The organism is Ruegeria sp. AD6 (genome assembly GCF_056542325.1).
The window spans coordinates 108,889-123,314 of sequence record NZ_JBQFZQ010000007.1; the positions used below are offsets into that span (position 1 = coordinate 108,889).

14 protein-coding genes are annotated in these 14,426 nt (G+C 62.2%); 4 read left to right on the forward strand and 10 right to left on the reverse strand.

Annotated features, from left to right (window positions below; translation table 11 throughout):
* Positions 1 to 5: 5 nt before the first annotated feature.
* The 3 genes from ACR0KJ_RS14885 to ACR0KJ_RS14895 are packed head-to-tail and all read right to left on the reverse strand — an operon-like array spanning position 6 to position 3,211.
* A complete protein-coding gene (locus ACR0KJ_RS14885) occupies positions 6 to 458 on the reverse strand; it encodes a DUF6173 family protein (RefSeq protein ID WP_170453181.1) in 453 nt (150 codons plus the stop codon).
* 3 nt (positions 459 to 461) lie between these two features.
* Positions 462 to 1,511, reverse strand: coding sequence for an MBL fold metallo-hydrolase (locus ACR0KJ_RS14890; RefSeq protein ID WP_480627031.1), 1,050 nt, complete (start codon positions 1,509 to 1,511; stop codon positions 462 to 464).
* Entirely contained in the window at positions 1,508 to 3,211 is a 1,704-nt protein-coding gene (locus ACR0KJ_RS14895) for an acyl-CoA dehydrogenase (RefSeq protein ID WP_170453183.1), read from the reverse strand. Before ACR0KJ_RS14895 ends, ACR0KJ_RS14890 begins: the two co-directional genes overlap by 4 nt.
* Before the next feature lie 139 nt (positions 3,212 to 3,350).
* Here ACR0KJ_RS14895 and ACR0KJ_RS14900 point away from each other — a divergent pair, with 139 nt between their 5' ends.
* The gene (locus ACR0KJ_RS14900; protein WP_480627032.1) at positions 3,351 to 4,298 is read left to right on the forward strand and encodes an L-threonylcarbamoyladenylate synthase; all 948 of its coding nucleotides are present in this window, start codon (positions 3,351 to 3,353) and stop codon (positions 4,296 to 4,298) included.
* On the opposite strand, the gene ACR0KJ_RS14905 is transcribed toward ACR0KJ_RS14900, so the two are convergent.
* Positions 4,299 to 4,853, reverse strand: a complete 555-nt coding sequence (locus tag ACR0KJ_RS14905) for a YqgE/AlgH family protein (protein WP_170453185.1) — start codon at positions 4,851 to 4,853, stop codon at positions 4,299 to 4,301. It abuts the gene before it with no gap.
* Positions 4,854 to 5,010: 157 nt separating this feature from the next.
* On the opposite strand from ACR0KJ_RS14905, the gene ACR0KJ_RS14910 reads away from it, so the two are divergent.
* Together ACR0KJ_RS14910 and ACR0KJ_RS14915 are read left to right on the forward strand one after the other, a co-directional pair.
* A complete protein-coding gene (locus tag ACR0KJ_RS14910; RefSeq protein ID WP_480627033.1) occupies positions 5,011 to 5,811 on the forward strand; it encodes a protein-disulfide reductase DsbD domain-containing protein in 801 nt (266 codons plus the stop codon).
* A gap of 4 nt (positions 5,812 to 5,815) precedes the next feature.
* Positions 5,816 to 6,235, forward strand: a complete 420-nt coding sequence (locus ACR0KJ_RS14915) for an NUDIX hydrolase (protein ID WP_170624077.1) — start codon at positions 5,816 to 5,818, stop codon at positions 6,233 to 6,235.
* Here ACR0KJ_RS14915 and ACR0KJ_RS14920 read toward each other — a convergent pair.
* From ACR0KJ_RS14920 to ACR0KJ_RS14945, 6 genes are all read right to left on the reverse strand, one after another.
* Positions 6,232 to 9,633 carry an efflux RND transporter permease subunit gene (locus ACR0KJ_RS14920; RefSeq protein WP_480627034.1) on the reverse strand — a complete coding sequence of 1,134 codons (3,402 nt, stop codon included), beginning with the start codon at positions 9,631 to 9,633 and terminating at the stop codon, positions 6,232 to 6,234. The two genes, ACR0KJ_RS14915 and ACR0KJ_RS14920, sit on opposite strands and share 4 nt — an antisense overlap.
* Before the next feature lie 5 nt (positions 9,634 to 9,638).
* A complete protein-coding gene (locus ACR0KJ_RS14925; protein ID WP_480627035.1) occupies positions 9,639 to 11,087 on the reverse strand; it encodes an efflux RND transporter periplasmic adaptor subunit in 1,449 nt (482 codons plus the stop codon).
* A gap of 106 nt (positions 11,088 to 11,193) precedes the next feature.
* The gene (moaB, locus tag ACR0KJ_RS14930) at positions 11,194 to 11,736 is read right to left on the reverse strand and encodes a molybdenum cofactor biosynthesis protein B (RefSeq protein WP_480627036.1); all 543 of its coding nucleotides are present in this window, start codon (positions 11,734 to 11,736) and stop codon (positions 11,194 to 11,196) included.
* Between the two features lie 6 nt (positions 11,737 to 11,742).
* The gene (locus ACR0KJ_RS14935) at positions 11,743 to 12,363 is read right to left on the reverse strand and encodes a LysE family translocator (RefSeq protein WP_480627037.1); all 621 of its coding nucleotides are present in this window, start codon (positions 12,361 to 12,363) and stop codon (positions 11,743 to 11,745) included.
* The gene (locus ACR0KJ_RS14940; RefSeq protein WP_480627038.1) at positions 12,360 to 12,959 is read right to left on the reverse strand and encodes a metallophosphoesterase family protein; all 600 of its coding nucleotides are present in this window, start codon (positions 12,957 to 12,959) and stop codon (positions 12,360 to 12,362) included. Before ACR0KJ_RS14940 ends, ACR0KJ_RS14935 begins: the two co-directional genes overlap by 4 nt.
* Positions 12,959 to 13,723, reverse strand: coding sequence for a uracil-DNA glycosylase (locus ACR0KJ_RS14945; protein ID WP_480627084.1), 765 nt, complete (start codon positions 13,721 to 13,723; stop codon positions 12,959 to 12,961). The genes ACR0KJ_RS14940 and ACR0KJ_RS14945 overlap by 1 nt, the downstream gene beginning before the upstream one ends.
* A 73-nt stretch (positions 13,724 to 13,796) precedes the next feature.
* On the opposite strand from ACR0KJ_RS14945, the gene ACR0KJ_RS14950 reads away from it, so the two are divergent.
* On the forward strand, positions 13,797 to 14,423 hold the full coding sequence (locus tag ACR0KJ_RS14950; RefSeq protein ID WP_480627039.1) for a scavenger receptor class F, member 2: 627 nt from the start codon (positions 13,797 to 13,799) through the stop codon (positions 14,421 to 14,423).
* Positions 14,424 to 14,426 lie beyond the last annotated feature (3 nt).

Genomic DNA, 14,426 nt, shown 5'->3' on the forward strand with positions numbered 1-14,426 from the left:
GCAAGTCAGCTTTCTTCCAGATCTGCGGCCAGACGGAACCCGATGCGGTTGGCGGGCTTGTCCTCGACCGATTTCGGCAAAGCGCGCAGCATGACATTCAACTGGCTGACATGCTGTACCAGCTGGGTGCGGGCGCCCGATCCATCCGAGCCGTAGAAGGTGATGACATCGGGGTCGAAATACCCCATCCCTTCGATCCGCATGACACCCGCGTCACCGCCGGTGAAGCCCATCGCAACCTCCTGATCTCCATCCAGCGTCTTTTCAAAGTTCTGGATGTAAAGGATCAGACGTTCGTATGCCCATTGGGCCGGGCTTTTGGTCTCGACCGGTTGTTGCAAGGGTTCCGGCAGGGTTTTCGAACCGGATTCGGCCTCGGCGTTGGCGTGGACCTCGTAGCAGCGCGGCAGGGCCGCCGCTTCGGCAGCTTCGGCTGAGGTTTCGATCTCGTCCTGCATTCTTTACCCTTTGCGTTGGTAGACCCAGGCACCGTCTGCGCGGCGCGTCCGGGTGACAGCTCCAATGTGGTAAAGATGGCTCATATGTGCAACCGCTTCGACCAGGGCCAGGCCATATTCCCCCTCGCCGATCGACCGTTTGAACAGGGGCGCAAAACACTCGGCGGCGGCTTTGGGTTCGGTCAGGTCTTTCAACAAGCGCTTAAGCGCACCGTGATGGTTGTCGATCAACTGCCGCATCCGCAGCGGCAGGCCAGTGAACGGCAATTTGTGCCCGCCCAGAACCAGATGTTCGGGCCGCGCCAGGGTTGCAAGCCGTTCACACGCCTCCAGCCAGCCCGAGATCGGGTCGGCCATGGGCTCGGTCGCGTAGACGCCCAGATTGGGACTGATCGAGCTGAGGATCTGATCGCCGCTGAGAACCAGATCATCGTCGCGGCTCCAGAGCGTGACATGTTCCGGCGCGTGGCCGTTGCCCATATGCACGTCCCAGTCCCGCCCGCCCACGCGGAACACGTCGCCCTGCTGGATGCGGGTGAACCCAAGCGGCATGGGATAGACGCTGTCGGCAAAGTTAAAGGGGCGGTCGGCTTTGCGTTTATCCAGAACCTCGGCCGCCATTCCGGCGCTTTGGTAGAAATCCAGCGTTTCCTGCGGCCAGCTTTCCTGCACGTCCAGCGTCAGCATGCGCGCGAACAGCCATGCGGTTCGGCTGGTCACCAGTTCAGCGCCGTATTCGGACTGAAACCAGCCCGCGTTGCCGATGTGATCGGGGTGATGATGCGTGGCCACAACCCGGTGGACGGGTTTGCCGCCCAGCGGCCCGGACATCAGATCCTGCCAGATCGCGCGGGTTTTCCGCGACGACATCCCAGTGTCGACGATGGTCCAGCCGTCACCGTCATCCAGCGCGTAGACATTCACATGGTCCAGCGCCATCGGCAGCGGCAGTCGGATCCACAGCACACCTTCGGCAATCCGCGTGGCCTCGCCGGGTGCAGGCGGCTCGGGCCAGGGGTAGCGGATGGCCGGAGAGTGCAGGTCGTCCATCATGCCGACAGATCATCCGCGCTAAGGGCAAACAGGTCCACCGACCCGTTCTGCGCTTGCGCCAGCAGGCCGGTATATTCGGGCAGCAGCGCTTTGATGTAATAGCGCGCCAGCTTGCCACGTGGGCCCTTTGGGTCCGCCAGGGCGGCTTTCAGATGGAAATGCCCGCCCAGAACCCGCGCGAAGGCGTGCAGATAAGCCAGCGCCCCGGCAAAGCGGTCATTCATGTTGCCCTGTGACACCATCCATTCGGTTGCTTCGCGCAGGGACTCGGTCGCCTCCCACACGGGACCGGCAAGATCGGGCACAGTGGCGCGGGCCTGTTCGGCGTGATCTTCGATCTCGTCCAGCAGGCGCGAAGCCGCCTCGCCCCCGTCCATCATCTTGCGGGCGACAAGGTCCATCGCCTGAATACCGTTGGTGCCTTCGTAGATCGCGGTCACACGGACATCGCGGTAGAACTGAGCCGCCCCGGTTTCCTCAATCACGCCCATGCCGCCATGCACCTGAATGCCGGTTTCAGACACGCGCATCCCGGTGCGGGACCCGAACGCCTTGGAGATCGGGGTCAGCAATGCAGCGCGGGCCACCCAATCAGCGTCGCCTGTCGCTTCGGCCATGTCGATGGCGGCAGCATTGGCCAGCATGATCGCACGGGCCGCAAAGGTATCGGCGCGCATATCGGCGACCATTCGGCGCACATCGGCGTGGTCAATGATTGTCCCTGAAGGGGTTTTGCCCTGCTTGCGATCCTGCGCGTAGGCCAGCGCGTGCTGATAGGCGGCTTCGGCCACACCGATGCCCTGCCCGCCCACGCCCAGCCGCGCGTTGTTCATCATGGTGAACATGGCTGCCATGCCGCCATGTTCCTGCCCCACCAGCCAACCGGTTGCACCGTCATATTGCATCACACAGGTGGGCGAGCCGTGCAGACCCAGCTTATGCTCGATTGAAACAACCTTCAGATCATTGCGCGCACCCGGATTGCCATCGGCATCCGGGATAAACTTGGGCACCAGGAACAGCGAAATCCCCTTTGTGCCCGGCACCCCATCCGGCAAGCGTGCCAGCACCAGATGACAGATATTTTCGGCAAAGTCGTTGTCACCCCATGAGATAAAGATCTTCTGCCCCGAGATCGCATAGGTTCCATCGCCGTTGGGTTCGGCCTTCGATGTCAGCGACCCAACATCCGAGCCTGCCTGCGGTTCCGTCAGGTTCATCGTGCCCGACCATGCACCGGTCATCAGCTTGGGCAGATACAGCGCCTTGAGCGCGTCACTGGCATGGTGCTGCAGGGCTTCGATCTGCCCCTGGCTCATCAGCGGGGCCACCTGCAGTGACAGGCAGGCCGCGCTCATCATCTCGTTCACGGCGGTGGTGACGGTCATCGGCAGGCCCATACCGCCATGCTCGGGGTCGCCGCTGATCCCGATCCAGCCGCCCTCGGCAATCGCGGCCCAGCCATCCGCATAGCCGGGCGGGCTGTGCAGCACACCATCCTCCAACCGTGCCGGTTTCAGATCGCCGGTGGCGTTCAGTGGGGCCAGAACCTCTTCACACATCTTGCCCGCCTCGGACAGGATCGCGCTGACGACGTCGGGGCTGGCATCGGCAAACCTTTCGGTCGCCGCAATCTGATCGAATTCGACCACATTTTGAAACAGGAACTCGTAGTCTGAAATCGGTGCGCGGTATGTCATGTTGTCCCTCGGGGGCTGTCTGACCGGTATTGCGCAGGCGGGCTTGGAATTCCGGCCCGGCACCGGTATGCATCAAGGCTTGGGTGCATTACCTACCTGTCCTTATGTTGCAAGCAACCAAAACGCGGCGTCACCAGACATGATCCCCACAACTCTCGATCTGACAGCAGACCCAGACGGCATCGCGCGCGCGGCTGACCTGCTGCGTCAGGGCCTGCTGGTCACCTTTGCAACCGAGACGGTCTATGGCCTTGGCGGCGATGCCCGCAACGGAGAGGCCGTGGCCGCGATTTACGAGGCCAAGGGCCGCCCCAGCTTTAACCCGCTGATCGCCCATGTCGCTTCGGCCGAGGCTGCGCGGCGGTTTGTCGAATGGTCGGATCACGCGGAAACCCTTTCCAATGCCTTTTGGCCCGGCCCGCTGACACTGGTTCTGCCTTTGCGCGACGGGCACGGGATTTCTTCACTGGTCACGGCGGGGCTGGACACGCTGGCGGTGCGGGTGCCCGCGCATCAAACCGCCCGCGATCTGCTGACCGCCTTTGACGGGCCGGTCGCGGCCCCGTCGGCGAACCCCTCAGGTCAAATCAGTCCGACGACTGCCCAGCATGTGCGTGCAGGCCTTGGAGGCCGGATCGCAGCCATTCTGGATGATGGCCCTTGTGGCGTGGGTCTGGAATCCACAATCGTGGGGCTGGCCGGAGAGCCGACCTTGCTGCGCCCCGGAGGTGTGGCGCTGGAAGCGGTCGAGACCGCCCTCAACACCCGCCTGCACCTGCACCAATCCGGCGACCTGCTGACCGCGCCCGGGCAATTGCAGTCACATTATGCCCCGGATGCGCCCGTGCGCCTGAACGCGCAGAGCAGGCAAGGCGATGAGGTTCTTTTGGGCTTTGGCCCTGTCGATTGCGATCTGAACCTGTCTGAAGCCGGAAACTTGCCCGAGGCCGCCGCCAACCTGTTTGCGGCACTGCACAGCTTGAATGAAACGGGCCGGCCGATTGCCGTGTCTCCGATCCCGGACCATGATCTTGGGGCTGCGATCAATGACCGCCTGCGCCGGGCCGCGGCCCCACGCGACAGCTGATCAGGCGCGGCCCGCGCTGGCCGACAGGGTCAGGGGATCGACGCCCAGCGTGGCCAAGGCGGCCTCCCACTTTTCGTCGTCGGGCACATCAAACACGAGTTTCGAGCTCGCCTCGGTCGTCAGCCAGCCATTCATTGCGATCTCATCTTCCAATTGCCCCGGCCCCCAGCCGGAATAGCCCAGTGCGAGCACAGAATTCAGCGGCCCCCGGCCCGAGGCCAGATCCTCCAGCACATCCAGCGTCGCGGTCATGCTGAAATCATCCGAGATTTGCATGGAATGCAGGTTGGCCTCGTAATCTGCGCTGTGCAGGACAAAGCCGCGCGACATCTCGACCGGGCCACCGAAATGCACAAGCCGCTCGCCCACAATCGGGATACTGCAGGCGATGTTCAACTGCCCCAGCAGGGCCTTGATCCGCAGGTCCGAGGGTTTGTTCACGATCAGACCCATCGCGCCATCGTCGCCATGACTGCACATATAGACAACCGAGTGGTCGAATCGCGGATCGCCCATGCCGGGCATCGCAATCAACAGTTTTCCGGTCAGGTCCATTGGGTGGCTTCTCTTTTTCAACTCAGCTTCACAATGACCCTGCGGCGCAGGGATTGGCAAGTCGGCAGCGGGGTTTTCCGCAGATTTCAGTCAGGTGACCCGAACGTGACTTGGATTTTCGTGCCGCACCGCGCATGTATAGGCAATGAACACGCTGATGAAATCCCTTGCCGCCACCATCGCGGCCTGTTTTTGCATGATCTTTCCGGCCACCGCGCAGGGGCTGGACGGAGTTGTCAGGCTGGACATTCTGGATGGTGGCCGCACCGCCAATGGGACCTATATGGGGGCCTTGCGCCTGACTTTGAAGGACGGGTGGAAGACCTATTGGCGCGCACCGGGCGATGCGGGCATTCCGCCGCAATTCGACTGGAACGGGTCGCGCAACGTGGGCGATGTGTCAATCACATGGCCCGCGCCCGATGTGTTTGACCAGAACGGCCTGCAATCTATCGGATACGAGGATCAACTGGTTCTGCCGGTCGAGATCACGCCGAAGAACCCGGCCAAGCCCGTGCGTCTGCGCGGTGAGATGGATTTGGGCGTCTGCAAGGATGTCTGCATCCCCGAACGGCTGGATTTCGACCACACGCTGGATGCCGAAGCGGGCCGCAACCCTGCCATCGCCGCAGCACTGGCCCAGCGCCCGTTTTCCGCGCGTGAGGCCAACGTATCCGCTGCGCGGTGTAGTTTGACCCCAACGGCGGACGGCATGCAGATCGAGGCACGTGTGACCATGCCTTCGGCGGGTGGGCAAGAGATCGCGGTGATAGAACCCGGCAATCCGGTGCTGTGGGCTTCGCAGCCCAAAACCGTCCGGCAAGGTGGCACGCTGATCGCAACTGCCGAGGTCATCAATGCCTCTGGCGCGCCTTTTGCGCTGGACCGGTCCGAGATTCGGATCACGGTATTGGGCGCTAACCACGCCGTGGACATTCAGGGCTGCACCGCTGGGTGATCGCATGACCCAAACCCCGAAGATCGGCGCGCTGGCGGTTGTGCTGCATCAGGATCAGGTTCTGCTGGTGCAACGCAGCAAACAGCCTGACCGGGGATTGTGGGGCTTTCCCGGCGGTCACCTGGAATGGGGTGAAACCGTTTTGGAGGCTGCGCAGCGAGAGCTATTCGAGGAAACCTCGGTCACTGCGCAGCCAACACATTATCTGGACAATCTGGACATGCTGCGGCGGGATGAGGCGGGCCTTGTGATCTCCCACTACCTGCTGGTCGGCGTGGCCTGCCGCTATCAATCCGGCGCGCCGGTCGCAGGCGATGATGCACTGGATGCGCGCTGGTTTCCGATTGAGCAAATACGGCAGGGCGATCTGCCGATGAGCGCACGGGTTCGTCAACTTCTGGAATATGCTCTGCGCGAAGGCTAAGGGCCAACATGATCTTTCAGCCTCGCGTAAAGCATCCCAGAGGCTATAAAGCTGAGGACGACAATCGGGATCGCCCCAACCAGAAATGCGCCCAGACCCATGTTCAGAACGGCCACCCCTTCATCACCCGAATAGAGGGCGGACAGGGCACCGACCGGAGCGCCTGTCAACGCTGGCCAGACCATTGTCACGGCAAACCAGAACAATAGCGCCGCGCCCGTGGCGGCAACTGCCCCCTGCATCACCCGATCCGGGGCGCGGACAGCTCGGCGCATGGCTGTCATCGGACGCGATACGTCGTTCAGGATCGCCAGCAGGGCCGGAACCAGCACCAGAACCAGCAACATGCCAAAGCCCAACCCGTAGACCAGAGTGATCACCGTGGGCTTCAGGAACTGCGCCTGCTGAGAGCCTTCATACAGCAAAGGCGTCAGCCCCAGCACCGTCGTCAGCGTGGTCAGCATCACAGGGCGCAACCGGTCCGCTGTGCCTTCGACGATAGACGGCACCAATCCGCGTTCCTGCTGGTGGCCATCGATGGTCGTCACCAGCACAATCGAGTCGTTGATGATGATCCCGGTCATGCCCAGCAGACCCACAACCGTGAACATGCTCAGCGGTACGTCCCAGATGTAATGCCCCCAGATCGCGCCCACCAAGCCAAACGGGATGATTGCCATCACCACTAAGGGCCGCGACCAGCTGGCAAAGACCCAGGCCAGTACCAGATAGATCCCGGTCAGACACAGGATCAGGCCTGTGCGCGCCTCGGACAGGAACTCATCCTCTTGTTCGCTGAGGCCCGCCATGCGCCATTCGACCTGACGTTCGGCGGCGATATTGGGCAGAATCTCTTCGTTCAGCGCGCGTTCGATCTCGGCCGCGCGGGTCGGATCGTCCTCGGATATGTCGCCATTGACCGAAATCACCCGCAGCCCGTTTTCACGCCGTACGGTCGAGAAGCCCGACTTGCGTTCGACCGAGACGATATCGGCCAGCGGCACATAGACCCCGTCCGGGGTGCGCATCAGCGTGCGTTCAAGAAAATCGGCGGTCAGTTCGCCCTCGGGCAATTCCACACGGATCTCAGCACTGCGGGGACCATCGGGGAAGGTCGCAGCCTCGATCCCGTTGAGCCTGTTGCGCAGAACCCGACCCAAGGTTTCGATCCGGAAGCCCAGCGCCTGACCTTGCGCAGTCAGGTCCAGAATGAATTCTTCCTTGTCATAAGCCAGATTATCCTCAAGCGCCGAGACCTCGGGGAATTTCGACAATTCGGTCTGCAAATCCTCTGACGCCGCCTTGAGAGTATTCACATCCGAGCCATAGAACTGCACATCGATGGCATCACCGCCGGGGCCGGATCGCCAGCCGCGGAAACTGATCAATTCGACCTTGGGGTGGCGGGGTACGAATTCCTGCAACTCGCCCACAAACTCAAAGCTCGAATAAGGGCGCAGGTCGGCGTCGATCAGTTCGATCGAAATACCACCCAGCAAATCGTCGTCCTTGCCCTCGGCGGCGGACAGACCAAACCCGGCACTGCCGCCAACCTCGGCCAGAACATAGTCGATGGGGGTGCGGCCATGGCGTTCCTCGTAAATCTGTCCCAGCTCATCGGTGGCCTGCTGCAACTGGCGCATCATTTCAAGCGTATCGGCGCGGGTGGCGCCTTCGGCCATGATGAAGTTGCCGGTGACCGAGCCACGCTCGGGCGCATTGAAGAACCGCCAGTTCACGTCGCCTCGGATGAACAGGGCAATCTGGCTGGCCAGAATAACGATCATCAGGGCGACGACCACATACCGCGCCCAGATGACCCAGGCGATGAAGGGCCGGAACAGATGATCCCGCACCCAGCGGAACCCCCGGTTCACGACCCGATTGGGCAGGTCGTACCAATGTTCCTTGGCCGAATGCGCGATGGCATGGGCCATGTGGTTGGGCAGGATCAGGAAGCATTCGATCAGTGAGGCCGCCAGAACGGCGATCACGGTAAAGGGAATATCTCGGATCAACTCTCCGAACCGACCACCGACAAGGGTCAGGCCGAAAAAGGCGATTACCGTGGTGATCGTGGCCGCAAAGACCGGCATGGCCATGCGCCGGGCGGCGCGCTCGGCGGCAACCATGGGCGGTTCGCCCAATCGGCGGGCACGGAAATCGGCGTGTTCGCCCACCACAATCGCGTCATCGACGACGATGCCCAGCGTGATGATCAGGCCGAACAAGGACACCATATTCAGCGACAAACCGCCCAGATACATCAGCGCAATCGCCGCTGACATCGCGACCGGGATGCCTGCCGCCACCCAAAAGGCGATCCGGGCGTTGAGGAACAAAAACAGCAGGCAGACGACCAACCCAAGCCCGACAAGGCCGTTGTCGATCAGAATATCCAGCCGATCCGTGATCGCCTGCGCGCGGGTGCGGATCAGTTCAACCGTGACACCTTCGGGCAGGCTGGCCTGCATTTCGGCGACGACATCTTCGACCGAATGCTGGATACCGATGGCGTCACCCAGATTCGAGCGGTCCACCCGGATGGACATGGCCGGGTTCTCACCCACAAAGTAGCTGCGGTTGCGATTGACCCCTTCGACCCGGATCGTCGCCACATCACCCACGAGCAGTTTGGACCCATCCGCAAAGTTGCGCAGCGTGATGCCTTCGATCTCTTCCGGTGTGCGTTTCTCGGCCCCCGTCCGAATGCGGGCATTGGCACCGCTGACATCACCGGCGGGGCTGGCATTGACCTCGGCCGCGATGGCTGTCGCGATATCGGCCAGAGCGATATCGTTGGCGATCAGCTGAGCGGTCGGCACCTCGACCACAACGCGCGGAGCCGCCAGTCCCCGGATCGTGGTGCGGGTAACACCGACCGCAAATAGCCGGTTGATCAATTCATCGGTGAACTTCGCCAACTGGTCAGGCGCAACCGGACCCGTGACAACCACATCCGTAACGCGATCCCGCCACGCGCCGCGCCGGATTGAAGGTTCTTCGGCGTCCACCGGCAGGTTAGTGACGCTGTCCACGGCGGTGCGGACTTCTTCGATGGCGCGGGCCATGTCCCAGTTGGGCTCGAACTCCAACCGGATGCTGGCCGAACCTTCGCGTGAGGTAGCCGTTGTGCTGGTGACACCTTCAACCGCCAGCAACTCGGGTTCCAGCAGTTGAACGATGCCATTGTCGACATCCTCGGGGCCTGCGCCGTCCCATTCAACCGCCACATCGACCCGTTCCAGAATGACATCGGGAAAGAACTGCGCGCGCATGTTCGGGATCGCTGCGGCCCCCAAGACCAGCATGACCAGCAGCAGCAGATTGGCGACCGTCCGGTGCCGGGTGAAATAGCTGAGGATACCACCGGCCGCGCTTGGGATCTCGCGCATCATGGCGCTTAGCCCCCGGCCCGGTTTTCAATACGCCGGACAAGCGAGGCAGGCACCTGTGCCGCCTCCAACTGACCCAACATGCGGGATTTGACGTCCTGCGGCATGCCTTCGCTGGCTTTCACCTGCGCCATGAGTTGTGCACGCTGTGTATCCGTCAACTCGACCATATCCGTGTCGGCATTTGCCTCGACCCGCAAGGGGCGCACCCGCACGCCCGAGCCCAACAGCGGCGTCCGGCCAATCACGACCTCGCGGCCTTCCAGACCTTCGCCGCGCAACAACACCTCATCGCCTTGCCGCCGGATCAACTGCACCGGCAGCGCCTCTAACCGGTCATCTGCGCCCAGAACCAGAACCGTTCCAGCCGCATCCAGAACCGAGGATGGCAAACGCACCACCGCATCCAAAGGTTGTTCCTGCACCGTCACGGTCACGAAATCCCCCGGTTTGAAGCCCGAGGCGGTGTCCAGACGGGCAAAGATCAGACGTCCGGTCTGCCCTTCCCCGGCTGACCCGCTATCCCGACTGATCCGGCCTTGGGCGGTCAGGTCGGTCCCTGTTACCTCAAGTGAGACAGTCACCGGCGCGTCGATCAGTGCGCCCGTGTCATCCAGCAATCGCACAAACTGCGCCGTAGAAACTCTGAACGCCACCTCCAGCGCATTTGGGTCCACCAGCTCGGCCAGCTTTTCATTGGCCGACACCAATCGCCCCTCGACTAAGGTGACATCGGTCAGCGTACCGCCAAACCGGGCGCGAATGGTCATATCGTCCAGATCGCGTTCCGCTGCTTCCAGCGCAATTCGCGCCCGCGCAAACAGCGTGGTTGCCTGATCCACACGCGACTCGGCCTGCGCCAAGGCAATGCGGCGCGCCAGAACCGATTGCTGGGCGGCGGCGGCGGACAATTCGGCCTCTTCCACGCTGGCCGTAGCCCCCACACCGCGGGATTCCAGATCGCGTTGCCGTTGCAGGGCGCGGTCTCGCAGGTCCGCTTGGGCCTCTGCCGATTTCAACTCATCCTGTGCCAGCAGTAACGAGCGTTCGGCGTCGCGTTCTTCGAACTGGGCATCCAGCAAATCCGATTTGGCGCGATCCAAGGCAGATTGCGCATCAGCCGGGTCCAGCTCAACCAGCACCTCACCTGCTGTGACGGTGCCTCCGTCCTCAAAATCATCAGCCAGAGCAACCACGCGCCCGCCCAGCGCCGCGCGCAACTCCAGCCTGCGGCGGCTTTGCACCTCACCAAACGCTTCCAGATAGGGGGTGACGGTCTCAAGCTCGGCCTGTCGGACGGTTACCGCAAAGACCCGCTCGCGCGCCTGAGGTTGTTCGTTCTCGCGCGTCAGCACGTCCTGCACCGCGCCAGAGATGATTTGCGCGGCCACAAACAGCAAAGCCAGCGTCAGCGACGCCAGAAAGACACCGACAAGACTTTGCCTTAGAAAACGCATTCTCACTTACCCCGGGTTGCAATGGGCTGCCTTGTGCAAAATGTAGCCGGACCGCCAAATATGCCAAGCCACAAAGCGGTTATAAGGTCTTGAACGTAGGACCAGTCTACTTCCGTCGCAGATGTTCGTCCAATCGGGGCATTATTTCCACGAAATTGCAGGGGCGGTGGCGGTAATCGAGTTGTTTTTCCAAAATCCCGTCCCACGCATCCTTGCAGGCCCCGGGGCTGCCGGGCAGGGCAAACAGATAGGTTCCCCCGGCGACCCCGCCAGTGGCGCGGGACTGTACGGCCGAAGTGCCGATTTTCTCCATCGAGATGATGGTGAACACGGTACTGAACGCCTCGATCTCTTTTTCATAAACATCGCGATGCGCCTCGACCGTCACATCGCGCCCGGTCAGTCCGGTGCCGCCGGTCGAGATCACGACGTCTATTTCGGGGTCGCCGATCCACAGCCGCAGCTGCGCCGCTATTTCGGCGCGCTCGTCTTGGATGATCTTACGATCAGCCAGCACATGCCCTGCCCGCTCGATCCGGTCCACCAATGTCTGGCCCGAGCGGTCTTCGTCCAGCGAACGCGTGTCCGACACGGTCAACACCGCAATGCGGACCGGGATAAACTCCATACTCTCATCGATGCGCGACATGCAGCGTCAGGCCCTTTCCATGATTGCCAGCCGGGCCGCCAAAGTGATGAATATCCCTCCGGTGACCCAACCCATGATGCGCGAGGCGCGCGGGTTCGAAATCAGAAGCTTGCCCGCTCCTCCGGCGAACACACCGACCAGCCCGTTCACCACAAACCCGCCCAGCGCGATGATGACGCCAAAGATCAGGAACTGCGCAAGGATCGACCCCGAGTTGGGATCAACGAATTGCGGGATGAAGGCCAGAACAAACAGGATCACCTTCGGGTTGGTCAGGTTCACCACCAACCCATCCCGAAAGGCCATGCGGGTCGGCCTGACCGACCCCTCTGCTGAAACAGCACCGTTCCGGATCGCGCCCCATGCCAGATACAGCAGATAGGCAACGCCCATCCAGCGGATGACATCGAACAGCCACGGCATTGAAGACACCAATGCCCCAAGGCCCAGCCCGGCCAGCAGCACATGCACCATCAGCCCCAGCGAGACCCCGGCACTGGCCACAAGCGCCGGTTTTGCGCCGGAACGTAGCCCCTGCCCGAAACAGAACATCATGTCCGCGCCGGGCGTAAAATTCAGCACGATGGCCGCCGGGATAAAGGCCAGCAGCGTGACGGTGTCGATCATGAGGGTGCCTCGAACCAGTTTGCCTTGGGTCCCAGATTGGCGATCTGCGACCGCCCCAGCGCGCCGCGATAGCCCCAGCTGTCGTGGATATGGCCGCAAAACACCAGACCGGGCTGCAGTCTTTCCACCGCATCGCGCACCGAGACCGAACCGACAGAGATGCCCTGCGACGTGGTATCGCCATAACCTTTGGGTGGCGAGTGTACGATCAGAACATCCGCCCCGTCGCAGCGATCCAGCAATTCTGTTGCTTCTGCCTCGGTCAGGTCACAAGACCAGTCGCCAAAGGGCGTCACCGGCACGCCATAGCCCAGACCGAACAGGCGCATCCCATCGACGGTCATGCCAGTACCGTGCAGCACATGCACGCCCTCGGGGGCGGCATCGATCAACTCACCCGCGCTTTCGGCATTGCCGGGAACCAGAACCAATGGTGCTGAAATACCCGAAAGCATCTGCATCGCTTCATCCAGCCCCTGCCGCATATTGCAGTAATCCCCGGCCCCGATCACCAGATCCGCTTCGGCGCTGGCCGCAACCAGCTCGGCCGCGCGGTTGCGCGCCATATGCAGGTCCGAGAAGGCCAGAATGCGCATCACCCTGCCCCCAGCCGTGCTTTCAACTCCAGCAGATCAGCCCAGGCCTGCCGTTTCATCTGCGGCTGGCGCAGCAGATAGGCGGGGTGGAACATCGGGATCACTGGCAGGTCCAGCGCCTGATCCCAATTGCCGCGCAGCCGCGTGATGCCGCGTTTGCCCAGCACCGCCTGACAGCTGATATTGCCCATCACCACCAACACCTCGGGCCTGGCCAGCGCCACATGGCGTTCCAGAAACGGCTTCATCATGCCGATCTCTTCCGGCTTGGGATCCCGGTTTTGCGGCGGCCGCCAGGGCAGCACATTGGTGATATAGACGTTCTCGCGCCGATCCAGATCAATCGCCGCCAGCATCCGATCCAGCAATTGCCCTGCGCGACCGACAAAAGGCTTGCCCTCGCGATCTTCATCCCGGCCCGGAGCCTCACCGATGATCATCACCCGCGCGCCCGGCGTGCCATCGGCAAACACCAACTGGCGCGCACCGCGTTTCAACTCGCAATGGTCGAACGCCTCCATCGCTGCGCGCAACTGGTCCAGTGACCCTGCATTCTGCGCGGCGGATTTCGCAATCGCGACCGGATCGACCTGCTTGGGCGTGGCCGGGGCCGCTTGCGGGGTGGCGGGATTCTTGGCCTTGGGGGCGGTATCGGGCAACGCGTAACGGTCCACCGGCGCGTCCCCGATAGCCTCGGTCACGCCCAGTTCGACCTGCCAATCCAGCAGTGCCCGCGCGGTATGATAGTCCAAGCCCGATTCCATGCCCTTCAATCTAACCAGCTTTTGACTGAGGGAAAGCGAATAGACCTTGTCACGGCGCAGGGTCGCACCGACCATGACCCCAACCATGTTGTCGATCCTGCGATTCCTTTTGATTTCCTTTCTGTTGGTCCCTCTCACCGGTCCGGCCGATGCGCAGTTATTCGACCGTGGCACGCAATGCCGGGGCGGACAGTTTCAATGCGGCAGCCGGTGCTGCTCGGCAGGACAAAGGTGCAGCTTTGACGGGCACTGCATCCCATTGGGCGGCACCTATTGCGGTGGCGGTCGATCCTGCGGCCCGTTTGAACGCTGTGTTCCGGGCAGCACCCGCTGTGCACCAAAGGCCGCAAACGCCTGTAATTCAAGCCTGGATTGCCCAAGCGGCAGCCGTTGCAACGGGCGTGGTGAGTGCGAGCCTATCCAACCCGATCTCCACCTGAACCTGCCGCAACCCTGCGCCGATGGCCGGATTTGTGCACGCGGGTCGTTCTGCCTGCCGCAGGGCGGATGTTCCCGCGCCGGATGGTTCTTATGTGAAAAAACCGGGTCGCAATGCCGCCCGGGCTTCAAATGCTCGAAAAATCAGGGCTGTGTCCCGGTCAAGGCGGTCGATTGCGGCTATGGCAAATGGTGCAAACCCGGCGAGCGGTGCCTGCCCGAAGGCGGGTGCGAGATATTGCCCGAAGGGTCCGATCCTTAGGTT

Coding starts and splice junctions, on each gene's coding strand:
- ACR0KJ_RS14950 (WP_480627039.1), top strand. CDS start 13,797: ATGACCCCAACCATGTTGTCGATCCTGCGATTCCTTTTGATTTCCTTT.
- ACR0KJ_RS14905 (WP_170453185.1), bottom strand. CDS start 4,853: ATGGACCTGACCGGAAAACTGTTGATTGCGATGCCCGGCATGGGCGAT.
- ACR0KJ_RS14890 (WP_480627031.1), bottom strand. CDS start 1,511: ATGATGGACGACCTGCACTCTCCGGCCATCCGCTACCCCTGGCCCGAG.
- ACR0KJ_RS14920 (WP_480627034.1), bottom strand. CDS start 9,633: ATGATGCGCGAGATCCCAAGCGCGGCCGGTGGTATCCTCAGCTATTTC.
- ACR0KJ_RS14935 (WP_480627037.1), bottom strand. CDS start 12,363: ATGATCGACACCGTCACGCTGCTGGCCTTTATCCCGGCGGCCATCGTG.
- ACR0KJ_RS14940 (WP_480627038.1), bottom strand. CDS start 12,959: ATGCGCATTCTGGCCTTCTCGGACCTGCATATGGCGCGCAACCGCGCG.
- ACR0KJ_RS14910 (WP_480627033.1), top strand. CDS start 5,011: ATGAAATCCCTTGCCGCCACCATCGCGGCCTGTTTTTGCATGATCTTT.
- ACR0KJ_RS14945 (WP_480627084.1), bottom strand. CDS start 13,723: ATGGAATCGGGCTTGGACTATCATACCGCGCGGGCACTGCTGGATTGG.
- ACR0KJ_RS14900 (WP_480627032.1), top strand. CDS start 3,351: ATGATCCCCACAACTCTCGATCTGACAGCAGACCCAGACGGCATCGCG.
- ACR0KJ_RS14915 (WP_170624077.1), top strand. CDS start 5,816: ATGACCCAAACCCCGAAGATCGGCGCGCTGGCGGTTGTGCTGCATCAG.
- ACR0KJ_RS14895 (WP_170453183.1), bottom strand. CDS start 3,211: ATGACATACCGCGCACCGATTTCAGACTACGAGTTCCTGTTTCAAAAT.
- ACR0KJ_RS14885 (WP_170453181.1), bottom strand. CDS start 458: ATGCAGGACGAGATCGAAACCTCAGCCGAAGCTGCCGAAGCGGCGGCC.
- moaB (WP_480627036.1), bottom strand. CDS start 11,736: ATGTCGCGCATCGATGAGAGTATGGAGTTTATCCCGGTCCGCATTGCG.
- ACR0KJ_RS14925 (WP_480627035.1), bottom strand. CDS start 11,087: ATGCGTTTTCTAAGGCAAAGTCTTGTCGGTGTCTTTCTGGCGTCGCTG.